Consider the following 25,492-nt stretch of genomic DNA (forward strand, 5'->3'; position numbering starts at 1 on the left):
CCGCGCCGACCTGAAGATGGTCGCACGAGGCGGCCCGTCTCGTCACCGTGTTATCACGCGCTGCGTGGCCCCGCGGACCGGGCGTTCCCGTGTGCTCGGCGGCCTGCGGGTCCGGCCTTGTCATGCGCTCCGCGGCTCTTGGGCCCGGTCGCCTCGGCCGTGGCCAGGGGCTTCCAGTCCGGGTGGCCGGGCATCGGCGGGGTCTTCGCGCCGTACAGCCAGGCCTTGAGGAAGCCGCTGAGGTCGCGGCCGGAGATCGTGGAGGCCAGCTGGACGAAGTCGGCGGTGGTGGCGGTGGAGTCCTGGTGGGCTCGGACCCAGACCCGCTCCAGGCGTTCGAAGGCCGGACGGCCGATCTCCTGGCGCAGGGCGTAGAGCGCGAGGGCGGCGCCGTCGTAGATGTTCGGGCGGAAGATGCCGATCTTCTGGCCGGGCGAGGGCGGCTTGGGCAGCGCGGGCGGGCCGCCGGCCGCGCGCCAGCGGTCGGAGGCGCCGTAGGCGGCCTTCATCCGGTCCTCCATCGGCCGGTGCCCCTTCTCCTCGGCGTACAGCTCCTCGTACCAGGTGGCGTGGCCCTCGTTCAGCCAGACGTCGGACCAGGTGCGCGGGCTCACGCTGTCGCCGAACCACTGGTGGGACAGCTCGTGCACCATGACCGACTCGACGTACCACTTGGGGTAGGCGGGCTCGGTGAACAGGTTCCTCTCGAAGAGCGAGAGGGTCTGTGTCTCCAGTTCGAACCCGGTGGAAGCCCGTGCCATGAGCACGCCGTAGGTCTCGAACGGGAACTTCCCGACCTTGCTCTCCATCCAGGCGATCTGGCCGGGCGTCTTGGCCAGCCACGGTTCGAGGGCCTTGCGGTCGGCGGCGGGCACGACGTCGCGCACCGGCAGCCCGTCCGGCCCCTCGTCGTGGACGACGGCCGAGCGGCCGATGGACACCTGGGCCAGCTCGGTCGCCATGGGGTGCTGGGTGCGGTAGGTCCAGGTGGTCGTCCGGCCGGCCCGGTCCGCTCCGGCGGGCAGGCCGTTGGCGACGACCGTGTAGCCGTTCGGGGCGGTGATGTGGAAGGTGAACATCGCCTTGTCGGACGGGTGGTCGTTGCACGGGAAGACCAGGTGGGCGGCGTCGGCCTGGTTGGCCATGGCGAGTCCGTCGGAGGTGCGCACCCAGCCGCCGTCCTGGTCCTTGGCGGGCACGGGGTCACTGGTGTGCCGCACGGTGATCCGGGTCCGGCTGCCCTCGGAGAGGGGGTGGTCCGGGGTGACGACCAGATCCTCGCCGGCCGTGGTGAAGTCCGCGGGGTGCCCGTCGACCTCGACGGAGCGGACGGTGCCGTGCGCGAAGTCGAGGTTGATGCGCTCCAGGTCGGCCGTGGTCCAGGCGTCGATGGTGGTGACGGCCTCGAGCGGCTTGTCGTTTCTGCCGGGGTAGGTGAAGTCGAGGTCGTACGACGCCACGTCGTAGCCGGGGTTGCCCAGGTACGGGTAGAGGCGGTCGCCGATGCCCAGGGGCTTGGCCGGGGCCGCGGCAGCGAGGAGGCAGACGGAGACGGCGGAGGCGAGCAGGGCCGCCTTGCGGTGCCGGGAGATCCGGGGCGTGCGCCGGGAGCGGGGGGTGAGCAGCATGCACCACCGCTACCAGTGCCCCGCCGTGCTGCGGCGGCGACGCGCGCCCCGCCCACCCGAACGGGTTCGGTCCGGTCGCCCTTCTGATCACCGTCTGGTAATCACGTGATCACGTTTGGCAACCCCCTGATCACGTACGTCCGGTGTCGCTCAGGAACCCGGCGCCTGGTGCTGGGCGCGGGCCACGTCGTACACGCCCGGCACGTCCCGCATGGCGCGCATCAGGGTCGGGAGGCGGGCGGCGTCGGGGAGCTGGAGCGTGTACGTGTGCCGTACGCGCTGCTGGCTGGGCGGTTCCACGGTCGCCGAGACGATGTCGACGCCGGTCGAGGAGATCGCCTCGGTGAGGTCGGCGAGCAGATGGGGGCGACCGAACGATTCAGCGACCAGCGTGACCCGGATCTCGGTGGTGTCCCCCCAGCGCACGCCGACCTCCGCGCGCCCTCTGCTCTTCATGTGCGCCACCGTGGCGCACTCGACGCGGTGCACGGTCACCACTCCCCCGCGCACGGCGAAGCCGGTGATCTCGTCCGGCGGTACGGGCGTGCAGCAGCCGGCGAGCCGGACGGCGGCCCCGGGCCGGTCCGCGAGGACGTCCGCGCTCCGGGGGCGGGCCGTGCTCTCCCGGGCCGGACTCTCCGCGGGGGCGCTGTCCGCGGGGCGGGCGGGGGCGGTGCCGTCGGCCGGTGCCGGGCGGGAGGCGGTCCCCTCCTCGGTCCCGGTGCCGCCGCCGGGATGGGTGGCCAGCCAGCGCTGGATGGCGATGCGGGCGGCCGGGGTGTGGGCGTGCTCCAGCCATTCCCGGGAGGGCTCGGAGGCCGGGTCCTGGCCCATGAGGAGCTGGACGGTGTCGCCGTCCTTCAGGACGGTGCTGAGGGTGGCCAGGCGGCCGTTGACCCGGGCGCCGATGCAGGCGTGGGCGTCCTCGCCGTACTGGGCGTAGGCGGCGTCCACGCAGGTGGCGCCCTCGGGCAGGCCGAGGGTGCCGCCGTCGGGACGGAAGACGGTGATCTCCCGGTCCTGGGCGAGGTCTTCGCGCAGGGTGGACCAGAAGGTGTCGGGGTCGGGTGCGGCCTGCTGCCAGTCCAGCAGGCGGGAGAGCCAGCCGGGCCGGGTGGGATCGGCGCGCTCGCCGTCGGCGGGGGCGTCGGGGACCGCGGCGTCGGAGGCGGGGGCGTACGGGTTGCCCAGCGCGACGACGCCGGCCTCGGCGACCTTGTGCATCTGGTGGGTGCGGATGAGGACTTCGACGACCTGGCCGTCCGGCCGGGCGACGGCGGTGTGCAGCGACTGGTACAGGTTGAACTTCGGTACGGCGATGAAGTCCTTGAACTCCGAGACCACCGGCGTCATACAGGTGTGCAGTTCACCGAGGACGCCGTAACAGTCGGCGTCCTCGTGCACGAGCACGAGCAGCCGGCCGAAGTCGCTGCCGCGCAGCTGTCCGCGTTTGCGGGCCACGCGGTGGACGGAGACGAAGTGCCGGGGACGGATGAGGACTTCGGCCTGGATGCCGGCCTCGCGCAGCACCCCGCGCATCTCGTCGGCGACCTCGGCGAGCGGGTCGCCCTGCCGGGCGGCGTTCTCGGCGATGAGTTCGCGGGTGTGCTCGTACTCCTCGGGGTGGAGGATGGCGAAGACCAGGTCCTCCAGCTCGGTCTTCAGGGCCTGGACGCCGAGCCGCTCGGCGAGCGGGATGAGGACGTCGCGGGTGACCTTGGCGATCCGCGCCTGCTTCTCCGGGCGCATCACGCCGAGCGTGCGCATGTTGTGCAGCCGGTCGGCGAGTTTGATCGACATCACGCGGACGTCGCTGCCGGTGGCGACGAGCATCTTGCGGAAGGTCTCGGGTTCGGCGGCGGCCCCGTAGTCGACCTTCTCGAGTTTTGTCACCCCGTCGACCAGGTAGCGCACCTCCTCGCCGAACTGCTCACGCACCTGATCCAGCGTCACATCGGTGTCCTCGACGGTGTCGTGGAGAAGGGAGGCGGTCAACGTCGTGGTCTCCGCGCCGAGTTCGGCGAGGATGAGGGTCACGGCGAGCGGGTGGGTGATGTACGGCTCGCCGCTCTTGCGCATCTGGCCGCGGTGCGAGGACTCCGCGAGGACGTAGGCGCGGCGCAGCGGGTCGAGGTCCGCGTCGGGGTGGTGGGCGCGGTGTGCCTCCACGACATGGCCGATGGCGTCGGGCAGTTTGCCGCGGACGGCCGGGCCGAGCAGCGCGGCCCGGCCGAGCCTGCGCAGGTCGATCCGGGGCCGGGACTTCCTGCGGTCCGCCCGGGGCACCGCGGGGGCGGTGACCGCCGCGGCCGCTGTGGGCGCCACCGGGCCAGGGGTCGCAGGGTTCGTGGCCTCCGCACTCATGGGCACCTCCGGCTCGTGGACCGGCGGACGGGGCTCCAGGGCACACGCGGCTCAGGGATGGCGACGTTCCCCCGTCCGTGCCGGTGCTTGATGCTACCGAGCCCACCACGTGCGACCGACCGCCTCTCGCCGAGCGTGAAACGGATCACCCATTCGAGCGACCGGCACAAGGTTTAGGTTTGCGCCACGTGGCCGGGGCTCGCCCGCCGCGCCGAACACCCCGGGCCGACGGAAATACCTGATCCCGAGGCCGCGGAGCATCCACCGCCTGGTTACATCATGTCAGCGGACGGCGTTTTCCAGCCATTCACCGTCGAACTCGCCCTCGGCGACGATCACGGCGGGTCCGGTCATCTCGATCTCGCCGTCGGGCCGTTCGGTGATGACGAGACGTCCGCCGGGCACGTCCACGGTGTACGTGGCCGGGGTGCCGGTGACGGCGGGGTCGACGCCGTCGCGCCGGGCGGCGGCCACGGCGACGGCACACGTGCCCGTGCCGCACGAGCGGGTCTCGCCGGAGCCGCGCTCGTGCACGCGCATGGCGACGTGGCGGGGGCCGCGGTCGACGACGAACTCGACGTTCACCCCGTCCGGGTAGGCCGCCGCCGGGCTGACCGGGGGCGGGTCGAACAGCCGGCCCGCGTGCCCGAGGTCCTCGACGAAGGCGACCGCGTGCGGATTGCCCATGTTCACGTTGCGCGCGGGCCAGCTGCGCTCGCCGACGGTCACCGTGACCTCCCCCTCGGGCAGGCGGGCCCGGCCCATGCCGACGGTGACGTCGCCGTCCTTCGCGAGGTGGACCTGCCGCACGCCCGCGCGCGTGGCGATCGCGAAGTCACCTTCGGCCACATGTCCGGCGTGCTGGAGATAGCGCGCGAACACACGGACGCCGTTGCCGCACATCTCGGCCACCGAGCCGTCGGCGTTGCGGTAGTCCATGAACCACTCGGCCTCGGCGGCCATCGCCTTCGCCTCCGGGTGCGCGGCGGAGCGCACCACGTGCAGCACCCCGTCCCCGCCGAGGCCGGCCCGGCGGTCGCACATGGCGGTGACGGCGGCCGGGGTCAGGTCGAGGGCGTTTCCGGGGTCCGGGAGGATCACGAAGTCGTTCTCGGTGCCGTGACCCTTGAGGAAGGCGATGCGCGTGCGCGTGCTCATTCCTCGATCGTAAAGGACGGCGGTGCTCACACCGCGGGCCGGAGCGCTTCAGCGCAGCCTTGCCACCCGCCACACCGCGAGGATCACCACCAGGGCCACCAGCACGACATAGCCGATCACCACCCGCCAGTCCGGCCGCCGGCCCGAACCGCGGGCCGGCAGGCCCGGCCAGGTGTAGCCCACACGGCGGGCGGCCATCATGCCCCAGCCCGCGGCGCAGGAGCAGATCAGCAGGCCGAGCATGGCGATGACGGCACCGCTGTCGCCGAAGTCGAAGGCGAGCGGGAAGGCGAACATCAGGGAGCCGACCGCGGACAGTGCCACGATGGGCGCGAGCTGCCAGATGCGCAGCCGGCGCTGCGGGCGCAGCTCGACCTCGACCTCCGGGCCGCCCCCGTACATCTCCTCGGGCGACGGTCCGTCGGCGGTCACACCGTCCGGCGACTCGTCGGGGCCGTCCTCGGCCAGCCGGTCCTCGGCCAGACCGGTCAGCCCGTCGTCGGCCGGCCCGCCCTCGGCCGGACGGTGCCCGGCCGGGTCCCGGTCGTCGCCGTGGGTGGTGACGTGCTCAGCACCTTGTGCGGTGTCGCGAGGGCCGGCCTCCATCGCCACGCGCCCTCCCAACTAGGCTCCACTTGGTCGATCGAAGCTCGATGATGGCACGGCGCCGAAGGCCTCGATGACCGGCGGCGCATCCCGATGCCATCACGTGATCAGGCTGTGACCGGTCGTTCGACCAACGCCAGGGCCTGGTGCGGAAGTTCCCCGCGGTCCGCCGCGGCCCCACTCAACCAGTGCACCCGGGGATCGCGCCTGAACCACGAATCCTGACGGCGCGCGAAGCGCTTGGTCGCGCGTACGGTCTCGGCCCTGGCCTCCGCATCGGTGCACTCCCCGGCGAGCGCCGCGAGCACCTGCTGGTAGCCCAGCGCGCGCGACGCCGTGCGCCCCTCGCGCAGGCCCTGCGCCTCCAGTGCGCGCACCTCGTCCACGAGACCGGTCTCCCACATCCGGTCGACGCGCCGCGCGATGCGCTCGTCCAGCTCCGGACGGGCCACGTCGACGCCGATCTGGACGGTGTCGTAGACCGAGTCGTGACCGGGCAGGTTGGCGGTGAAGGGCCGGCCGGTGATCTCGATCACCTCCAGCGCCCGGACGATACGGCGGCCGTTGCTGGGCAGGATCGCGCGGGCGGCCTCGGGGTCGGCGGCGGCCAGCCTGGCGTGCAGGGCGCCCGAGCCGCGCAGGGTCAGCTCCTCCTCGAGGCGGGCGCGGACCTCCGGGTCGGTGCCGGGGAACTCCAGGTTGTCGACGGCCCCGCGGACGTAGAGACCGGAGCCGCCGACCAGGATCGGCCAGCGGCCCTCGGCAAGCAGGGCGTCGATGCGGGCGCGGGCGAGCCGCTGGTACTCGGCGACGGAGGCGGTGACCCGCACGTCCCAGATGTCCAGCAGGTGGTGCGGGATACCGCCGCGCTCCTCGGGCGTCAGCTTGGCGGTGCCTATGTCCATCCCCCGGTACAGCTGCATGGAGTCGGCGTTGACGACCTCGCCGCCGAGTTGCTGGGCCAGGAAGACGCCGAGATCGGACTTTCCGGCCGCGGTGGGGCCGACGACGGCGATGACGCGGGGGGCGGGGGGTGCACTGCTCACCGCACCAGTTTCGCAAACCTCCCGGTGGGCTCTCGAACGAGTTACGTGACGGGCGGGATCCCACGTCGTTGCCCGTGGCGAGGTGCGCCGTCCGGCCGCCGGAGGCGGTGACCCGGGCGGCGCAACCGTACGCACCGGGTGACGCGGGAATTCGCCCGCACGAGTACCGTATGGAGTGGATATGGGCGTGTTTGCTCGAATCTTCGGCAGGTCGAAGGCGACTGCCGAGGCGTCGGCCGCCGAGACGCACGATGGCGTGGAGCCGGAGGGCGCCGAGGCGGAGGGAACGGAGCCGGCGGCGCAGGAGGCCGCTTCGGCGGAGGCGAAGGGTACGGCCGGGGACGGGCCCGAGGAGGTGGCGGCCCGGTCGGACGCCGGTACGGACGAGACGTCCGAGGGTTCCGGCATCCCCAAGCAGCAGTCCGCCGAGGAGGCCGCCGACAGCGCGGCCGGCGAGGGCGCACGCAGGTAACTGTCCCGCGAGGGAAGGTGGACCATGGGTCTGTTGGACAACATGAAGGACAAGGTGTCGGACCTCGCGCGGCAGCACGGGGAAAAGGTCCAGCACGGCATCGACAAGGCCGCGAAGGCCGTCGACGAGCGGACCAAGGGCAAGTACAGCGAGAAGATCCACGCCGGTACGGGCAAGGCCAAGGAGGCGATGGACCGCCTCGCGCACAAGGAGGGAACCGGCCCCGAGACGGCTGCCACCGACCAGGCGCCCCGCCCGAAGGAGCCGCCCTCGGCTTCCTGAGCGGCCCAGGGTCCGCTTCCTGAGCGGTTCAGGGCGCGTCTCCTGAGCCGTTGCGGGTTCTCCGCACGGCCATGGTGGTCGTCGGACGGCCGTGCAGCGCGCCGGCGCCACGGCCGTCCGCCGTCTGCGTGCCTAGGCTAGGACCAGGTGGCGACCACGTATCCGACGCCGTAGGGCGCGTCCTCGTACAACAGCGTGCCGCTGAGGTCCGCGCCCTCGGCGGCGCCGGCCAGGACCTGCCAGGGGGCGCGGCCGGAGGCCTTCAGTTCGTACGCCGGCTCGGGGTCCAGTGCCTTGACGGCCGCCACGTCCGCCGTGCCGAGTGCCCGCGCGACCTGTGTGTCGAAGGGTGCCGCGCGCTCGTCCAGATAGCCCGGTGCCTTGAGCGTGCGGCAGGCGCTGGCGTCCCCCATCACGAGCAGCGCGACCCGTCCGGCCCGGGCGCCGAGCTGCCGGCCGGTGTCGATGCACCGCGCGGGCTCGAGCCGTTCCCCGACGCCGAGCCCCTCGATCGGGGCGTCCGCCCACCCGGTCCGCTCCAGCAACCAGGCGCCGACGGCCAGCGACGACGGCAGCTCGCGCTCGGGGACGGTGTCCCCGGCGGGGCCGAGGCGTACGTCGACGTCGACCCCGAACCCGCGGAAGGACCCCCGGGCGCCCTCGGGAAACGGTCCGCGCCCGCTCCGCTCGGCGGGCCCGACGACCACCAGGAGGTCCGGGCGGGCGGCGGCGAGCACGCCGAGCGCGTCGGTGCAGGCCGAGCGCGCGGCGTCCATCTCAGGCGCGGCACCCGCGGCCACCTCGGGGACGAGCAGCGGAGGACAGGGACAGACTGCGGCGGCGACAAGCATGACCGGCAGGGTAACGCCGTACCGCCGTGAACCGGCAGACCAGGGCGGAGGGCGGGAAAACTGCGCCGGAGGTCGGGAAGCCAGCGCCGGAGGGCGGGACACCGGCGCCGGAGGGCGGGACACCGGCGCCGGCGGGAGGGAGGCCGGCGTCCCGCGCGGTCAGGGGGTAGGCGGTCCCTGCCGTGGCGGTTCAGTCGCAGCCGCACCCGCTGCCCGTGGCGACCGGCAGCGGCTCCGGTACGCCGATCTTCGGCAGGCCCAGCATCACGCCCGCCGGCTTGGCGGTCTCGGCGGCGTTGCGCTTCTCCCAGGCGTCGCCCGCGCGGGTGCGGCGCACGTCGAGGACGGCGCCCTCGGCGAGCAGGTGGTGCGGGGCGGCGTAGGTGATCTCGACGGTGACGACGTCGCCGGGGCGCACGTCCTGGTCCGGCTTGGTGAAGTGGACCAGGCGGTTGTCGGGGGCGCGGCCGGACAGGCGGTGGGTGGCGCCGTCCTTGCGGCCCTCGCCCTCGGCGACCATCAGCTCCAGGGTGCGGCCGACCTGCCTCTTGTTCTCCTCCCAGGAGATCTCCTCCTGAAGGGCGACGAGACGCTCGTAGCGCGCCTGGACGACCTCCTTGGGGATCTGGTGCTCCATGGTCGCGGCCGGGGTGCCCGGACGCTTGGAGTACTGGAAGGTGAAGGCCTGCGCGAACCGGGCCTCACGGACGACGTGCAGCGTCTGCTCGAAGTCGTCCTCGGTCTCGCCGGGGAAGCCCACGATGATGTCGGTCGTGATCGCCGCGTGCGGGATCGCGGCCCGTACCTTCTCGATGATCCCGAGGTAGCGCTCCTGCCGGTAGGAGCGGCGCATCGCCTTCAGGACGGTGTCCGAGCCGGACTGCAGCGGCATGTGCAGCTGCGGCATCACGTTCGGGGTCTCGGCCATCGCCGCGATCACGTCGTCGGTGAAGTCGCGGGGGTGGGGGGAGGTGAAGCGGACGCGCTCCAGGCCCTCGATCGTCCCGCAGGCACGCAGCAGCTTGCTGAAGGCCTCCCGGTCGCCGATGTCGGAGCCGTAGGCGTTGACGTTCTGGCCGAGCAGCGTGATCTCGGAAACGCCCTCGGCGACCAGCGCCTCGATCTCGGCGAGGATGTCGCCGGTGCGGCGGTCCTTCTCCTTGCCGCGCAGGGCCGGGACGATGCAGAACGTACAGGTGTTGTTGCAGCCGACGGAGATCGACACCCAGGCCGCGTACGCGCTCTCGCGCCGGGTCGGCAGCGTGGAGGGGAAGGCCTCGAGGGACTCGGCGATCTCGACCTGCGCCTCCTCCTGCACCCGCGCCCGCTCCAGCAGGACCGGCAGCTTGCCGATGTTGTGCGTGCCGAAGACGACGTCCACCCAGGGCGCCTTCTTCACGATGGTGTCCTGGTCCTTCTGCGCGAGGCAGCCGCCGACCGCGATCTGCATGCCCGGCCGCGAGGCCTTCTTCGGCGCGAGGCGGCCGAGGTTGCCGTACAGGCGGTTGTCGGCGTTCTCCCGCACGGCACAGGTGTTGAAGACCACGACGTCGGCGTCGCCGTCGGAGCCCTCGGGGGCGCGCACGTAGCCGGCCTCCTCGAGCAGCCCGGACAACCGCTCGGAATCGTGGACGTTCATCTGGCACCCGTAAGTGCGTACTTCGTAGGTCTTGGGTCCCTGAACGTCCACTTCGAGGCTCCGGTCGCTGCTGCTGGTCATGGGTCAAGGGTAGGCGGTCCCCGAGGGTCCCCATTCCGTGATCCGGCCAGGCCCTGGACGGCGGCCGGAGTGGCGGGGTGAGGATCTCCGCGGTCGCGGTGAGGACACGGCCGCAGGGGAGCGGCACGGCCCGGTGGTGTGCCCGTCCGGCAGGCATGGCGGTGTCCGGCGTGCGTCCCGCGGAGCCGGACATCAGGCAGGCCCCGGCCCGGGGCTCCGCCGGCGGGCGCCCGGCACACCGGTGCGGCTCAGTACCCCTTGCGCAGGATGTGTTCGTCGACGGCGGCGACCGGGAGGCGGGCGAGTTTGCCTGGCCCTCCACCGCATCGGTCTCCTTCTGGTGGACGAGCCCGCGCCGGCTCCTGGTTCTCCGGCCGGAGCGGCGCGCGCTCGGTCCGATGACCGGCCGGTGGGGGCGTCAGCCCGCCGGGGTGACCGACAGGGAGTGGTGGAAGCAGCCGGTCGGGTCGTAGGCGTGCTTGACGCGGCGCAGGCGGGCCAGGTTGTCCTGGTAGTACAGGGTCTGCCAGGGGACGCCGGAGCGGTTGCGGGCGGGGTCCTTCAGGTCGGTGTCCGGGTAGTTGATGTAGCAGCCCTCGTACTGGTCGCCCGGTACCGGGACGCCCCCGGTGTCGTGCAGGAACTCCTCGTAGACACCGCGCGCCCAGCCGAGGCCGGCCGCGTCGCCGGAGGCGTCGGGCCAGAACGTCTGGAAGAGCATCTTGAACACCGAGCGGCGCTGGGAGTTCGCGGTGGCGTCCTGGGCGACGGCGTTCACGCGGCCGCCGAAGGAGAAGAGGACGACCATCGTGTCCGGGTTGGCGTACTGCGGCGAGGTCAGGTGGCGGTAGAGGACGTCCGTGTGGTGGTCGGTGAAGTTGCGGCGCAGGTAGGCGGACTTGTGCGCGCCGCGCAGGCCCGGGTGGGTGATCGTCGGGTTGTTGGTGCCGACGAGCTTGGTGGCGTTGAGCCAGGGCATACGGCGCGGGGCGGCCAGGTGGGGCATCGCGGCCAGGTCGCCGGAGCCCTTCGTCAGCGCCGTGGCCGTCAGGCCGGTGCCCGCGGTGAGTGCCGCGAGGTAGTCGCCGAGCAGCCGCTCGGCGTTCGGTGCGCCCGCGTCGACCTGCGTGAACATGTCCAGCGTGCCGTGCGCCTGGTGACAGATGTTGAAGACGGTGCTGATCGCCGTCCCCGGCGAGTCCGGCGCGCTGTTGTGCTCGTGCCATGCGCCGAAGTTCTTCAGCAGCCGTGCGAAGCGGCGCTCGTCGAGGTCCTGCCACGGGAAGGACAGCGCGCTGACCAGGACGGTGGACGGCGGCCGCACCAGCTGGCGGGAGGGTTCGGTGCCGGTGGCGTCCGGGGAGCGGAACCAGTAGCGGGTCACCAGCCCGAACGTGCCGCCGCCACCGCCGGTGTGCGCCCACCACAGGTCGCGGTTCGGGTCGTCGTCCTCGCGGGTCGCGACGACGGCGCGCACCGTGCGGTCCGCGTCCACCACGACGGCCTCGACGGCGTACAGGTGGTCGACGACCAGGCCGTGGGCCCGGGACAGCAGACCGTATCCGCCGCCGGCGACATGGCCGCCCGCGCCGACGCTGTAGCACATGCCGCCGGGGATGGTGACGCCCCAGCCCTTGTACAGGGCCTCGTACAGGTTCAGCAGCCGGATGCCCGGCTGCACGGCGAAGGCCCGGAACTTCTCGTCGTAGCCGACCTCGGTCATCTCGGACAGGTCGAGGACGACCTCGACCTCCGGGTTGCAGACCAGGTCCGCGAAGCAGTGGCCGCCGGAGCGGACCGAGACGCGTTTGCCGGCGGTCACGGCCTCACGCACCGCACGCTCCGCGTCCGCGGTCGAGCGGATCATGCGCACGTACTCGGGAGAGGCCACGAACCGCTGGTTGTTGCCCGTGGTCAGGAGCGGGAAGCGGGGGTCGTCGGGACGTATCGTGTCGCCGGCCGGGTGGCCGGTCGGGGCAGCGGCGGCGGTGCTCCGCGTGAGCGCCGTGGTGGCCAGGGCGCCCCCGGCGACGGCGCCGGTACGGGCGAGCAGGGACCGGCGGTCGATCTCGCTCATGGGTCGGACTTCCCCCTTCGTGGACGTGCTGCGGTTGCGGTGATGTGCGGTGGGCTGCGGTGCGTGAGCGGTGATGTGCGGTGGGTTGCGGTGCGCGAGGCGGGGGTTTGACGACAGGGTCTACGGCGCGGCCCGTACGCTCAGGGGCGCGAAGGCGGGCGTGGCCGCCCGGGCCGGGCCGAACCACCGGGTCAGTGCGGTGGTGAGGGCCTGCGGTGCGGCGTCGGACGCGGACGCGGCCCAGGCGGTGTAGCCGTCCGGCCGGCAGACCAGCGCGTCCCAGCCGAGCGGTTCCTCGCCGTCGGCCCGCACCACCAGCAGGCGGTCGGACCAGCCCGCGGCGGCCTCGGCCAGGGCCGCGTCGGCGCGCGGGGTGAGCAGCAGGAGCGGGAGGCCGTCGGTGAGGAGTTCGGCGGTGGTGCGCGGCCCCGCGTCGGTGCGGAAGCGGTGGTTGGGCAGGAAGCGGCCCTCGAGCGCCGACTGGGCGTCCCGGGTGTACGCGACGGACTGGCCGCTGATCTCGTCGGCGACCTCGCGGCCCGCGTCCGGCTGCCGCAGCAGTTCGCGGGCGCGGGAGCGCAGCGGGTCGTACTCCGGTCCGGGCCGCATCAGCGAGGCCTGGGTACGGGTGTTGGCGATGACCTTGGCGGCGACGGGCCGTCGCTCGCGGGTGTAGGTGTCCAGCAGCGCGGGCGGGGCATCTCCCCTGGCCACCAGGGCGAGCTTCCAGCCGAGGTTGAAGGCGTCCTGGAGGCCGGTGTTGAGGCCCTGACCGCCGAGCGGGGCGTGGACGTGCGCCGCGTCGCCGGCGAGCAGGATCCGGCCGCAGCGGTAGGTGTCGGCGAGCCGGGTGAAGTCGCTGAACCGGGACAGATACGTGGGCCGGTCCATCGGGACGGGCCGGCCGAGGATGTGCTCCGTGGTGCGGCGCAGTTCGTCCAGGTGCGCGGGGGCGCGCCGGGACGGCAGCGGCCGGCGGAAGTCGTGGGTGATCACGCGGCTGTGGCCGTGCGGGTTGACGTTGAGGAGCGTCCAGCCGTCGCGGCCGTGGGTCCAGCCGGGCGGGACGCCGTGCGGCTCGAGCAGCCGTACCCGGCCGATCAGGGCGCCGAACGTCGGGGGCGTCGTGGTGCTCCCGATGCCCGCCTCCGCACGGACGGTGCTGCGCGCGCCGTCGCATCCGACGACGTACGCGGCCTCGACCACGCACCGCCCGTCCGCGCCCGAGACCTCAACGTGCACCGCGTCGCCCCGCGGCCGCAGCCGCTCGACGCGCCGGCCGCGCCGGACGTCCGCGCCGAGGGCGCGGGCGCGGGTCTCGAAGGTCCGCTCCAGTTCCTGCTGGGGGCGGTTGAGGACCGGGACGCCCTCGGCGGTCGGCGCGGAGATCTCCAGGACCGGCTGGCCGCCGAAGTGGAATCCGGTGGTGTGGTGGGTCGTCAGGCTGCCCGGGGACGCGGTGCGCAGGTAGCCGCGGCGCAGCAGGGACTGCACGCTGCGGGCGTGCAGGGTGCCGGCGCGCGGCACGTCGGGCGGCTCGGGGTGCTGCTCGATCACGATCGTGTCGATGCGCTGATGGGCGAGTTCGGCGGCGAGCAGCATGCCGACGGGGCCGCCGCCGGCTATGAGGACGGTGGTCCGCTCGTGGGGACTCATGGACTCGGCTCCTGGGCACAGGCCTGGCACGGCTCCTGACGGCAGAGCGGTGCACGGCACGGGAGAGCGGTACGGCGGTCTGCGGCGCGGCCGGGCCGGGCGCGGCATGTACGCCCGGCCCGTGGACCGCTACTTGTCGAAGCTCGCGAAGTAGCCGGCCGCCATGTCCTTGTCGCCGTGGCCGAGTTCGGAGGCGCGCGCGAAGCGGGCCCGGCCCGCTTCCACGGTGTCCATGCGGACGCCGGCGCGCCGGGCGGCCTCGAGCACCAGGCGGGCGTCCTTCTCGGCGTTGTCGACCGAGAAGGCGGTGGTGTAGTCGCCGCTCAGCACGGCGGCGGACTTCCCCTGGAAGTAGCCGTTGTCCATCGGGCCGCCGGTGACCACGTCGACGAAGTGCCGGGGGTCCACGCCGAGTCCCTCGGCGAGCGCGAGGGCCTCGCCCACGCCGTGGGTGAGCGCGACCACCCAGGTGTTGAGGACCAGCTTGAGCCGGCTGGCTGCGCCGGCTCCGCCCTCGTCGGCCACCCACAGCGTGCGCTTGCCGATGGTGTCGAAGACCGGCTGGACGGTGTCCCGCACCGCCGGGACGCCGGCCGCCATGACGATCAACTGGCCCTGTTCGGCGGGCTGTCGGGTGCCCTGGACCGGGGCGTCCACGAAGACGAGGCCGTGACCGGCGGCGAAGGCGGCCAGTTCGTCGACGGCGTCGCCCACGGTGCTCAGCTGCGCCCAGACGGTCCCCTCGGCGAGGGCGGGGGCCGCCGCCTTGACGGCGTCGAGGACGGCGGGGCCGTCCTTGAGGACCGTCAGCACGATCGTGGCACCGGCCACCGCTTCCGCGGGCGTGCCGGCGACCTGGACGCCGTCGGCGGCCAGCGCCTCGGCCTTGGCGCGAGTGCGGTTCCAGGCGCGTACCGGGAAGCCTGCGCGGGCCAGGTTGCGGGCGACGGGGGCGCCGATGATGCCGGTACCGAGGACGGCGACGGTCGGCTGCGGCGCTGCGGATTCCACCATGACGGGTTCTCTCCTCGTTGAACGAAGCGGATGAAATGAATGAGAGGGGATTAGAGGGGATTAGAGGGGTTGAGAGGGGTTGAGAGGGGATAGGCGGGATGAAAGGCGACTGGATGACCGGGAACTAGGGGAACGACGGCTCGGCTGCGCTCTCCTGCCGCTGCCGTGCGGCGCCCTCGGCGGTGTCCGCCCGGCGGCGCAGCAGACCGGAGGCCAGGGCCGTGACCAGTCCGGCCGCCGCGAGCAGGGCGGCGGCGCGGGAGGGCGCGGTGAAGCCGAAGCCGGCGCCGATGACGTTGCCGCCGACCCAGGGGCCGATCGTGTTGCCGAGGTTGAACGCCGAGGTGTTGGTCGTGGTGGCCAGCGTCGGCGCGTCCCCGGCCTCGCGCATCACCTGGGCCTGGAGGGCCGGGTTGATGGAGAAGGCGGCCACGCCGAAGGCCGCGATCGCGGCCACCGTGGCTGCCTTGTGGTGGGCGGCGAGCGGAATCAGTACGAGTACGACGCCCATGGCGGTGATGCCCGTGCAGAGGTTGGGCAGCAGGTGCCGGTCGGCGAAGCGGCCGCCGATGACGCTGCCCAGGAAGCAGCCGGCGCCGAACAGCGCCAGCAGCAGCGGCACCGCGTCCTCGGAGAAGCCGGTGACGTCGGTGAACAGCGGCGACAGATAGCTGAAGCAGCAGAAGACGGCGGCCTGGGTGAGCATGGAGGTGCTCAGGGCCACCCAGACACGGGGGTTGCGGAACGCGCGGAACTCGGCGCCGATGCCGGCGTACGGCGCGGTGGGGCGGCGCGGGACGAGCGCCGCCACGCCGAGCAGGCCCACCGCGGCGAGCGCGTCGACGGCCCAGAAGCTGACGCGCCAGCCGGCGTGCTGGCTGAGGAAGGTGCCCGCCGGCACACCGACCACGTTGGCCACGGTCAGCCCGGCGAACATGATGGCCAGGGCCCTGCCCCGGCGTTCGGGACCGGCGAGGTCCACGGCCACCACGGATCCGATGCCGAAGAAGGCCCCCTGGGCGAGGGCGGCGACGACCCGTCCGGCCATGAGGACGCCATAGCCGGGGGCCAGGGCGCAGACCGTCTGGCCGGCGACGAACAGGGCGAGCAGGCCGAGCAGCGAGGTCTTGCGGTTGACCCGGAGGGTGGCCAGCGTCACGGCGGGTCCGCCGACGACCACACCGAGCGCGTAGCCGGAGATCAGCCAGCCCACGGCGGGGATCGACACCGACAGGTCGCCCGCCAGGTCCGGCAGCAGTCCGGAAATCATGAACTCGGTCGTCCCGATGCAGAACACGGTCAGACCGAGGACATAGACCGCGATGGGCATCGCGACTCCTCGATCGCTTGAACGGAAACGCTTGAATTGGAACGTTCGTTAAAAAATCAGGGCGTGCGAAGGCATGTACCGCGGGCGGCCGGACTCACAGCACCGACAGCGTGGTCTCGACGATGCCGGTGAGCGCGGTCCGGTCGGCCGTCTTGCCCAGCACCCGCAGGCCGTACAGGGCGTTGAGGACGAACAGGGCCAGGGCCCTCGGATCCTTGTCGGGGCCGATCTCGCCGTCCCGCCGCGCCCGGGCCAGGGCGGTGTGCAGCGCCTGCTCCACCCGCTCGAAGATGTGGCGGACCTGGGCGGTGACCTCGGGGTCGAGGCCGGCGAGTTCGACGGCGGCATTGACCGCCAGGCAGCCGCGGGGACCCGGAGCCCGCAGGGACTCCTCCTCGACCACCGTCATCAGCACCTGGCGGATCCGCTCCCGGATGTCGCCCGGCCCGTCCAGCACCGCCTCCTGGCGGGTCGTCCACTTGTCCTCGTACCGCCTGAGCGCCTCCTGGAACAGGCGGTGCTTGCTGGAGAAGGCGTTGTACAGGCTCCCCCGGCCCAGCCCCGTGGTGTCCACGAGGTCCTGGGCCGAGGTCGCCGCGTAGCCCTTGCTCCAGAAGGCGTCCATCGCGGCGTCGAGGACGCGATCGGGATCGAATTCCTTCGGCCGTGCCATGGGATGAGCATGGCAGTTCATGGAACGATCAGTCAAATACTCGGCGGGAGGCTACGAGGTCACACGGCCGCCCGGCGTGAAGCCGTGCCGGCGGGCCGTCTGGACCACCGCCAGGGCGATCAGCGCCAGGGCCAGCAGGACCCACGGGAACGAGGTCGCCCCGGCCGCGCCCAGCAGCACACCGCCGACCAGACCGCCGCCCGCGACCGCCAGGTTGAAGATGGTGACCAGCATCGACTGGGCCACGTCCGCCCCCTCGCCGGCGGCGTCGGCGATCGCCGTCTGCAGGAGCGTGGGCGCGCCGCCGAAGGTCAGGCCCCACGCGACGATCCCCAGGAAGACGGCGACCGGTGAGGAGTGCCCGATGCCGAGCACCAGGGCCGCCGCCGCGAAGACCGCGAGGCTCACCAGCGTCACCGCGCGCAGCCGCCGGTCGACCAGCAGTCCGGTGGCCCAGATGCCCACGATCGCCGACGCGCCGAAGACGAGCAGCGCCAGGTCCACCCGGTCCTTGAGCCCCGCCTTGTCGAGGAACGGCGCGATGTAGGTGTAGAGGATGTTGTGCGCCAGGATCCAGAAGAAGACCACGGCCAACACCGGCCGCACGCCCGGCGTGGTGAAGATCGCCCGGATCGGCAGCCGCTGCTCCGCCTGCTGGCCGGGCTGGTCGGGGACCAGCGCGCGTACCCAGACCATCAGGGCGAGCGCCACCGCCGACATGATCCAGAAGACCCCGCGCCAGTCGAACAGCGAGCCCAGCCAGGTGCCGAGCGGCACGCCGAAGGTCAGGGCGATCGGCTGTCCCACACCGACCACGGCGAGCGCCCGCCCCTGGAGCGCGGCCGGGACCAGGCGCCGGGCGTATCCCGCGAGCAGGCCCCAGATCACACCGGACGCCATGCCGGCGACGAACCGGGCGACCAGCGTCAGCGGATAGCTGGCCGACAGCGCCGTCACGGTGTTGAAGACGAACAGGCCGCCCACGGCGTACAGCAGCAGCGGCCTCCTGCGCATGCTGCGCGTCGCGGCGATCACCGGGATCGCGGCCACGGTCGAGCCGATGGCGTAGAGCGTGACGAGCTGGCCCGCGAGGGCCTCCGACACGTTCAGGCCGTCACCGATCTGCGGCAGCAGACCCGCGGGCATCGTCTCGGTCATGATGGCGAGGAAACCGGCCGTGGTGAAGGCCAGCAGGCGCCACACGGGCAGCCGTTCCTCGGCCCGAACCCGCTCCGGGTTCAGGACAGTTGTCTCAGTGCTGCCAGCACTGCTCACGGAGAATCTCCCCCTCGGTCGTCGCGTGCGGTTGCTAGTGGGGCACTAGTGCCGGGCCAGCAGGGAGCCGAAGCCGTGCACCCGGTCCTCGATGCCGTTGCTGCGCAGGGCGTGCCAGTAGAGGACCGCGTTGTTGGAGATGACCGGCTTTCCGGTCCAGGCCTCGGCGGCGGTCGCGAAGCGCACCATGGGCACGTTGGTGCCGACCTGGACGATCGCCTCCACGTCCGGACCGTCCACCTCCCGTACGGCGTCGCGCAGTTGCTCCTCGGTGACGTGGGAGATCTGCGCGGGGCTCGGCATGCCGAGGCCCTGGATGCGGACGACGTCGTATCCGCTGTCCTTGAAGAAGCGGCTCACGGAGTCGTCGCCGAGGGGCAGGTACGGGGTGATGACGCCGATCCGGCGGGCCCCGTAGGCGGTCAGCGCGGCCTTGATGGCGTCCGGGCTCATGGTGACCGGCCGGCCGCCGGCCGCCGAGCGCATCGACTCCAGCACCCGGGCGTGGGAGTCCGGGCCGTCCCAGTAGCTCTCCGGCGAGACGCCGACGATCACGACGCCGGGGTCACAGCTGACGACGCTCTCGATGGCGGGGTGGGTGGAGTTCCTGATGCTGTGCATCACGTGGTCGAAGCCGGGCTCGTCGGTCATCGAGTCGTCGTTGATCACCATCCGGCCGGTGTGGTTGGTCACGCCCACGGGCCTGAGCGCGTCCATCTCGGGCTGGGCGGAGGTGTTGGTCGACGGGACGACGACGCCGACTTTGAGGCGCGGGCCGAGCAGATCGGTCATCTGGTGCTCCTTGTGAGGGTGGTGGGACCCCCGCCCGCGGTGCGCGGGCGGGGTGCGAGGCGAGGTTCGGGTCGGCGGTCACGCCGTCCGGTAGTGCGGTTCCTTGATCAGCAGGTCCGCCCGGCCCTGGACGTCCGGGACGGTCACGCGGGTCTCCCAGGTCTCGGGGGCGACCGGCTCCAGGGCGATCGAGACGGCGCCCTCGTAGGTGCCGAAGTGCTCCACGACGACGGCGGTGACGGCCTCGGCCAGGCGCTGCCTCTGCTCGTCGGTGAGGTCCTTGGGGAAGTGCTTGATGTGGACGTGCGGCACGGGTGCTCCTCGAAGTGGTGGGATGCGCGGGGGTGTTCAGCGGCCGAGGCGGGCCCGGATGGCCGAGACCAGTTCGGCCACGCCGTGTTCCTTCAGCACCCCGTAGTGGTCGCCGTCGAGGCCGACCACGGTCGCGGGGGCGGCGGACCAACCGGAGCTGCCCTCGATGAACGAGTAGTCGTCACCGGTGGCCTTGAAGATCGTCACCGGCGTGTCCAGCCGGCGCTCGGCCAGCTCGCGGAAGCTGTACTCGAACTCGTAGGTCTCCGCCACGATGCGGGTGATCCGCCGGACCAGCTCCTCGTCCAGGGCCGGCAGCAGCCGGCACACGAAGGACACGAAGGCGGACTCGTCGCGCACCGTCGCCAGGCACTCGTCCAGCTCGGGACCGCTGATGGAGCCGGTGAACACCGAGAAGAGGATGGTCACATAGGCCGGGTTGGCGTAGCCGGCCTCGCGGCCGAAGCGGTCGGCTTCGGCGGAGCGCACCTCGGGGTTGCCGGGGCAGATCAGCAGCAGGTTCTCCACCCGCTCGCCGAGCTGCTCCAGCTGCCAGGCCGTCTCGAAGGCCACGCGTGCGCCGAAGGAGTAGCCCCACAGGGTGTACGGGCCCTCCGGCTGGCGGCGCCGGATCTCGGCCACGTCGGCGGCGGCCATCTCCCGGACGGTGGGGTAGGGCACCTCGCCGGGGTTGATGCCGTGGGCCTGCACTCCGTAGAACGGCCGCCCGAGGCCCGTCTCGTGCGCCAGCAGGCGCAGGTTCATCGGATAGCCGCCGAGGCCGGGCCAGCAGAACACGGGGCGGCCCTCGCCCCCCTCGACCAGCGGCACCAGCCGGGACGCGGGCTCGTCGGAATCCTTCGCGATCCGCGCCGCCAGGTCGGCCAGCCTCGGCGTCTCGAAGAGCACCTGGAGCGGCAGGCTGGTGCCGAACTCGCGGTTGATGCGGTTGACCAGGGCCACCGCGGTCAGCGAGTTGCCGCCGACGGCGAAGAAGCTGTCCTGCACCGACACGTTCTCGTACTTCAGCGCCTTGCCCCAGGCCTCGGCGAGCCAGCGTTCGTGCCGGGTCGCGGGGGCGACGTACGGGGTGTCGCTCTCGGCGGACAGCACGGCCTCGGAGGTCGCCAGGGTCTTGACGTCGACCTTGCCGTTCGCGGTCAGCGGCAGTTCGTTCAGCACCAGCACCCGGCCCGGGATCATGTAGTCGGGCAGGATCTGGGCCAGCTCGTCCTTGATGATCTCGGCCGGGCCCTTCATGTGCACGCTGTCCTCGTACATGCCCTCGCTGCGTATCTGGTCGTCGCCGACCTTGCCGCCGAGGAAGAAGTACGAGGCGGACGTGGCGATCCCGCGGGAGGCGAGGATGTCGTCCACACGCCGTGCGGCCGGCAGCGGATGGCCGGTCCTGGAGCTGTAGCCGGAGGACATGAAGCCCAGCGAGAGACCGTTGCGCTGCAGGTGGTGCAGCTTGGCGCCGAGGCTGATGTACTCCAGCCACTCCTCGCCGGCGCGGCTGACCGCGGTGATGCCGAAGGAGGCCCGCTCGTAGACCTGCTGGTTGATGGCGATCACGTGCTTGGCCAGGACCAGTTCGCCGGAGATCCGCTCGAAGTCGCCGTCCCGCCAGCGGTACTGGCCCTCCGGCAGGCCCTCGACCCGGTCGGCGTGGGCCTGGACGAAGATCTCGGTGGGGTCCGGGTCGGGGGTGCCGTCGTGGCCGCGGATCTCGAACGTGCCCAGGTAGTAGTCCTCGTCGGCGACGGCCAGCCGGTCCCGGACGGCCGGGGTGTGGGCCAGCGGGCGGATCGCGAGGCCGTACTCGGGCAGCATCTCCTCGAAGACGCCCAGCATGTGGCCGGTCTCGAACTCCAGCACTTCCTGGATGTTGTTCTTGTAGACGGGCTCGATGGCCCGCTTGTGGCCGGTGAAGTGCACCAGCAGCGCACCGGCGGCGGCGTCCACGGCATCCGTGATCCGCACCAGGGTGTGGTCGACCGGGTGGTAGTAGTACACGCCGGCGCCCAGGCCCTCCAGGCCGCCGGTCTCCAGGTACAGCTGTGTCGCGTAGAGCGCGCCCGGCGAGGCGTAGGCGTACTTCGGCAGCAGCCGTTCCTCGCTGTGGTACTGGCCGAACCAGCGCAGCAGGACGCCGAGTTCGCCGGAGGTCAGCTCGGACGGCCGGCGGGACAGGGTGCCGGCCGGACGCGGCGCGAGCAGCGCGCGCAGGTCGTCGCGGGTGACCGGGCCGCCCTCGTAGAAGCGGTAGGTCTTGCGGGCGAAGACCTCCCGGCGCTGCCGCTCGGACTCCTGCCGGCCCGGCAGGTCCAGCACCGGCAGGCCGCGCAGCTCGTCGGCGGGCCGGACGCCGGGGTTGGACAGCTGCGCGCGCACCTGGAGCCGGCTGGCCTTGGACTGGTGGTGGGCGCCGTGGTTGCCCTGGTCCATCAGGGCCGCTTCCTTCGGGTTCAGCTCGACGCAGGCGACCAGGTTCTGGAAGCCGGTGCGCGCGTCGTCGGTGACGACCGCGGCGGCCCGCCGCACCCAGGTGTGCTCCTCGATGGCCAGGGCGATCTCGTCCAGCTCGACCCGGTAGCCGCGCAGCTTGACCTGGTTGTCGGCGCGGCCGGTGAACTGGATGGTGCCGTCGGGGTTCCAGTACGCCAGGTCGCCGGTCCGGTACAGCCGCTCGGTCGGCACGAACGGCGAGGGCACGAAACGCTCGCGGGTCTGCTCCGGCCGGTGCAGATAGCCGCGCGCGAGCTGGACGCCGCCGATGTACAGCTCGCCGGGCTCGCCGATGTCCACCGGGGCGAGCTGCTCGTCGAGGATGTAGCACTGCGTGTTGTCGACGGGCACGCCGATCGGTACGGCGCCCGAGCCCTCCTCGAGGGCGTCCGGGTCGACCAGGTACGCGGTGGCGTTGATGGTGCACTCGGTGGGGCCGTAGAGGTTGACCAGGCCGGCCCACGGCAGGGCCGCGCCGAGGGCACGGGCGAGCGGCCGGGAGAGCGCCTCGCCGCCCGAGAAGACCTTCCTGAGCGAGGTGCAGGCGCTCAGCCGTTCGGTGTCCAGCAGCGCCTGGAGCAGGGTGGGCACGCACTGGAGCGTGGTCACCTCGTGGGCGATGACGGTCTCGATCAGGGCCTCGGGATCGCGGTAGACACCGGGCGCGCCCACCACGACCCGGGCGCCCGCGGCCGGGGCCAGGATCTCCCACTGGGCGGCGTCGAAGCTCATCGGCGTCTTCTGCAGCACCGTGACACCGGCGTCCAGGTGCCCGCACAGCTGCATCCAGCGCATCTGGGACATGACGCTGCGGTGCTCGATCATCACGCCCTTGGGCCGGCCCGTGCTGCCGGAGGTGTAGATGACGTAGGCGAGGGAGTCGGGGCGGGGACCCGGCGGGACGGCGCCGGTGTGGCCCCGGGCGTCGTCCAGGGTGACGACGCGGACGTCCCGCGGCGCGAGATCGGTCAGCCGGGCCTTCAGATGGGGCTGGGTCAGGATGATCCGGGTGCGGCTGTCCTCGATCATGTACCGCAGCCGGTCCTCGGGGTACTCCGGGGACAGCGGCAGATAGCCGGCCCCGGCCGCGAGGACGCCCCAGACGCCCGTCATCAGGTCCAGGGACGGTTCGACGTACAGGCCGACGCAGTCGTCGGTGGCGACGCCCAGCTCGTGGAGGAAGGCCGCCAGTTCGCGGGAGGTCTGCCGCAGCTCCCGGTAGGTGAGCCGCTCCTCGTCGTGGACGACCGCGATGGCGTCGGGGCGGGCGTCCGCCTGCTGGTCCAGCAGGCCCGGAAGGCAGGCGATCGGACGGGAGTCGTGTATGTGCGGGACGGACGGTGCGATCGGTGCGGTGGTCATGTCATCCCCCATGAACATGCGTGTGCGCTCCCGGGTCTCGGGCGCACGAAGGCCACTCGGCGAATCGGAATCAGGTGGGCAGCGGTTGGAATCTGGAATGAGAAGAGAGATGTACGGGCGGCTGGACTTTCGGTGCGCCAGCCGGTCCGAGTCGATCTAACAATTTGGCAAGCACGTCTGTCAAACACTCAAATAACATGCTTGACCTGCAGTTTCTCGCCCAGCGGGAAAACTCGTGACCATTCGGCATGTGACAAAGGCCTCCTTTCTCTTCAGCTGAGAAAGGAGGCCTTCGGGCGGTGCGGAAATAGAGATGACAGGGAGTGCTCAATTAGCGTAGGGCAAACGAACCGGAGTCAGCGGGAAAACATGAAGAGAAGGCTGCCGTCACGCGCTCTTCGCCGTGACACCCTCCGGTTCGGGCGCGAGGACGAGCCGCTGCACCTCGGCCGCCGCCGTGCACACCGCGGTGATGTACGGCCGGCACTGCTCGAGCTTCAGCGTCCCCGGGGTCAGGAGGGTGACCGCGCCCACGACGAGGTCGCCCCAGAAGACCGGCGCGGCGAAGGAGTCCCAGCCCGCCGCGCACTCCTGGAGTCCGACGGCGTAGCCCCGCGCCCGGATGCCCGGCAGCGAGGCGAGCATCCGGGCACCGTCGCGGTAGGCGCCCGGGCCCATCCCGTCCGGGATCCGCTCGGCGGCCACCTTGCGCTGGACAGCCTCGGTCTGGTGCGCGAGGATCGTCCGCCCCGACGCGCCGATCCGCAGCGAGCGGTGGGAGAACATCAGCTCACGTGGCGTCAGCCCGATCTCCGAGAGGTCGGAGCAGCCCACGGCCATCTCGACGGCCTGGCGCTGTACGCCGCCGAAGTAGCTCAGTCCGTACAGGAACACGAGGGCGCCGTCCGCGACCCCGCGCAGCCGGTCCAGGCAGGCGCGCAACGCCTCGTCGTCCAGGGCGTGTTCGAGGGCCTCGATGCCGAGCTGAGCCGCCTGCGGGCCCAGCCGGTAGCGCCCCCTGCCCACTTGGAGGAAGGTGCCGTGGACGACACCCGAGCGCAGTATTCGGTGCACGGCGGAGTCGTCGATCCCCGAAGCACGCGCCAGCTCCGCCAGTCCTTGCGCACCGCCGCCGAGTTGCGCGAAGGCCTGTTGCACCCGGAACACGCGCTCCGCGTGGCTGGTTCCGCCCGTGCGCCCCGTCATGCCGATCCGTCGCGTCGTGGTGTGCTGTGCAGTGATGGCCATGCGATGAACTCTTCCCCCGTCCTACGGCCGAACCGGCCGCGGTCCCGGTCGAGTTAACGGACACTTAACAATGGAAGCGCTCTCCATGTGTGTCCGCGAAACTAACCGTGTGTAAGCGAGCCGGTACTGCCTTCCTACCTGAGAAACGCTCGAACCGCCGTGAGTGACATCACAGTTCGCCCTGTCGATCAGGAAGTTTCCGCAGGTAGCAGGGTTCTTGGCGGGCGCTCACCGCCTCCGGGGGGCAGGAGGGACGGCTGTTTCTCGCGGTGCCGGGGGCCTAGGTGTCGGCGACGCGTACGACCGCCAGCGTGATGTTGTCGGGGCCGCCCGCCGCGATGGCGGCCTTCCACAACTCGAAGGCGGCCCGGCCGTCGTCGTACTCCCGCAGCACGTCCTCGAGCACCTCCGGTGGCACCGGATCGGTCAGACCGTCGGTGCAGACGAGGTACCGGTCGCCGTCGGACAGGGACTCGGCCGTCACATGGGGGTGGACGGAGCGGTACGCGCGGCTGCCGCCCAGGCACTGGGTGACGATGGAGGTGGTGCGCTGCCCGGGTTCGAGCGGGGGGCTGTCGTCGACGCTCACCTGGCGCAGCCCGTCGCGGGAGGCCGCGAAGACCCGGCTGTCGCCCACGTTGAACGCCAGCAGCGAGCCAGGCCGTACGACGGTGCCGGCGATCGTCGTACCCATGGTGGCCAGCTCGTCGCCCGCGTCGCCGGCGACGGCGTCGTACACGGCGCGATTGCAGGCGTGCACGGCGTCGCGGATGGCGTTCTCGCTGCTCAGGACGGGGCCGACGGACGCGATCCGGCGCACCACGAGGGCGCTGGCCACGTCGCCGCCGGGATGCCCGCCGAGCCCGTCGGCGACCGCGACGACCAGAGGTGTGCCGAGCGGGAAGACCAGGGTCTGCGGACTCTCCGTCACCGTGGCGCACAGGGTCCACGGCCCGGCCACCAGGCTGTCCTCGTTCCGTTCGCGGAGCAGCCCGGGATGGCTCAGCGCACTCACAGTCGCGTACCGCATGGAACGCCACCGCCTTCCCGCACGGGCCGCAGCGGTCGGCCGGCTCCTGCCTCAAGGGTAGGCGAGCCGACCTGCGCCCGGGGCGTCC

The 25,492-nt window shown here is 72.1% G+C and carries 20 protein-coding genes; 2 read left to right on the plus strand and 18 right to left on the minus strand.

The features are described 5' to 3' along the window. Window positions 1–53: 53 nt before the first annotated feature. From A6P39_RS13015 to miaA, 5 genes are all read right to left on the minus strand, one after another. A complete protein-coding gene (locus A6P39_RS13015; RefSeq protein ID WP_067054842.1) occupies window positions 54–1,628 on the minus strand; it encodes a M1 family metallopeptidase in 1,575 nt (524 codons plus the stop codon). 150 nt (window positions 1,629–1,778) lie between these two features. Next, window positions 1,779–3,992: a RelA/SpoT family protein gene (locus tag A6P39_RS13020; protein ID WP_079133790.1), complete on the minus strand. Its 2,214-nt coding sequence runs from the start codon at window positions 3,990–3,992 to the stop codon at window positions 1,779–1,781. Window positions 3,993–4,274: 282 nt separating this feature from the next. After that, window positions 4,275–5,150 carry a diaminopimelate epimerase gene (gene dapF, locus A6P39_RS13025; protein WP_067054845.1) on the minus strand — a complete coding sequence of 292 codons (876 nt, stop codon included), beginning with the start codon at window positions 5,148–5,150 and terminating at the stop codon, window positions 4,275–4,277. 48 nt (window positions 5,151–5,198) lie between these two features. Then, entirely contained in the window at window positions 5,199–5,756 is a 558-nt protein-coding gene (locus A6P39_RS13030) for a hypothetical protein (protein WP_067054847.1), read from the minus strand. Between the two features lie 107 nt (window positions 5,757–5,863). Next, entirely contained in the window at window positions 5,864–6,802 is a 939-nt protein-coding gene (gene miaA, locus A6P39_RS13035; protein WP_067054850.1) for a tRNA (adenosine(37)-N6)-dimethylallyltransferase MiaA, read from the minus strand. 181 nt (window positions 6,803–6,983) lie between these two features. Here miaA and A6P39_RS13040 point away from each other — a divergent pair, with 181 nt between their 5' ends. Both A6P39_RS13040 and A6P39_RS13045 read left to right on the plus strand, forming a co-directional pair. After that, a complete protein-coding gene (locus A6P39_RS13040; RefSeq protein ID WP_067054853.1) occupies window positions 6,984–7,274 on the plus strand; it encodes a hypothetical protein in 291 nt (96 codons plus the stop codon). Window positions 7,275–7,298: 24 nt separating this feature from the next. Then, window positions 7,299–7,556 (plus strand): antitoxin, encoded by a 258-nt coding sequence (locus A6P39_RS13045; RefSeq protein WP_067054855.1) that lies wholly within the window; start codon window positions 7,299–7,301, stop codon window positions 7,554–7,556. A 137-nt stretch (window positions 7,557–7,693) separates the two neighbouring features. Here A6P39_RS13045 and A6P39_RS13050 read toward each other — a convergent pair whose 3' ends face one another. From A6P39_RS13050 to A6P39_RS13110, 13 genes are all read right to left on the minus strand, one after another. Next, window positions 7,694–8,407 carry a class III extradiol dioxygenase subunit B-like domain-containing protein gene (locus A6P39_RS13050; protein WP_067054858.1) on the minus strand — a complete coding sequence of 238 codons (714 nt, stop codon included), beginning with the start codon at window positions 8,405–8,407 and terminating at the stop codon, window positions 7,694–7,696. A 190-nt stretch (window positions 8,408–8,597) separates the two neighbouring features. Continuing rightward, window positions 8,598–10,127: a tRNA (N6-isopentenyl adenosine(37)-C2)-methylthiotransferase MiaB gene (gene miaB, locus A6P39_RS13055; RefSeq protein ID WP_107304523.1), complete on the minus strand. Its 1,530-nt coding sequence runs from the start codon at window positions 10,125–10,127 to the stop codon at window positions 8,598–8,600. Between the two features lie 418 nt (window positions 10,128–10,545). Further along, entirely contained in the window at window positions 10,546–12,204 is a 1,659-nt protein-coding gene (locus A6P39_RS13060; protein ID WP_067054864.1) for an FAD-binding oxidoreductase, read from the minus strand. 120 nt (window positions 12,205–12,324) lie between these two features. Continuing rightward, window positions 12,325–13,860 (minus strand): FAD-dependent monooxygenase, encoded by a 1,536-nt coding sequence (locus A6P39_RS13065; protein ID WP_067054867.1) that lies wholly within the window; start codon window positions 13,858–13,860, stop codon window positions 12,325–12,327. Window positions 13,861–13,989: 129 nt separating this feature from the next. Continuing rightward, entirely contained in the window at window positions 13,990–14,874 is an 885-nt protein-coding gene (locus A6P39_RS13070) for an NAD(P)-dependent oxidoreductase (protein ID WP_067054870.1), read from the minus strand. Window positions 14,875–14,998: 124 nt separating this feature from the next. After that, window positions 14,999–16,204: a Cmx/CmrA family chloramphenicol efflux MFS transporter gene (locus A6P39_RS13075; protein WP_067054875.1), complete on the minus strand. Its 1,206-nt coding sequence runs from the start codon at window positions 16,202–16,204 to the stop codon at window positions 14,999–15,001. Between the two features lie 94 nt (window positions 16,205–16,298). Then, window positions 16,299–16,877 (minus strand): TetR/AcrR family transcriptional regulator, encoded by a 579-nt coding sequence (locus tag A6P39_RS13080; protein WP_067054878.1) that lies wholly within the window; start codon window positions 16,875–16,877, stop codon window positions 16,299–16,301. A 51-nt stretch (window positions 16,878–16,928) separates the two neighbouring features. Further along, window positions 16,929–18,152 carry an MFS transporter gene (locus A6P39_RS13085; RefSeq protein WP_079133791.1) on the minus strand — a complete coding sequence of 408 codons (1,224 nt, stop codon included), beginning with the start codon at window positions 18,150–18,152 and terminating at the stop codon, window positions 16,929–16,931. Between the two features lie 45 nt (window positions 18,153–18,197). Then, a complete protein-coding gene (locus A6P39_RS13090; protein WP_067054882.1) occupies window positions 18,198–18,944 on the minus strand; it encodes a maleate cis-trans isomerase family protein in 747 nt (248 codons plus the stop codon). A 78-nt stretch (window positions 18,945–19,022) separates the two neighbouring features. Then, window positions 19,023–19,256: a tautomerase PptA gene (gene pptA, locus A6P39_RS13095; protein ID WP_067054886.1), complete on the minus strand. Its 234-nt coding sequence runs from the start codon at window positions 19,254–19,256 to the stop codon at window positions 19,023–19,025. A gap of 36 nt (window positions 19,257–19,292) precedes the next feature. Then, window positions 19,293–23,126 (minus strand): non-ribosomal peptide synthetase family protein, encoded by a 3,834-nt coding sequence (locus tag A6P39_RS13100; RefSeq protein WP_067054965.1) that lies wholly within the window; start codon window positions 23,124–23,126, stop codon window positions 19,293–19,295. Window positions 23,127–23,513: 387 nt separating this feature from the next. After that, window positions 23,514–24,374: an IclR family transcriptional regulator domain-containing protein gene (locus tag A6P39_RS13105; RefSeq protein WP_079133792.1), complete on the minus strand. Its 861-nt coding sequence runs from the start codon at window positions 24,372–24,374 to the stop codon at window positions 23,514–23,516. Between the two features lie 280 nt (window positions 24,375–24,654). Further along, entirely contained in the window at window positions 24,655–25,404 is a 750-nt protein-coding gene (locus A6P39_RS13110) for a PP2C family protein-serine/threonine phosphatase (RefSeq protein ID WP_067054889.1), read from the minus strand. Between the last annotated feature and the right edge of the window lie 88 nt (window positions 25,405–25,492).

This window comes from Streptomyces sp. FXJ1.172, from assembly GCF_001636945.3.
GTDB lineage: Bacteria > Actinomycetota > Actinomycetes > Streptomycetales > Streptomycetaceae > Streptomyces.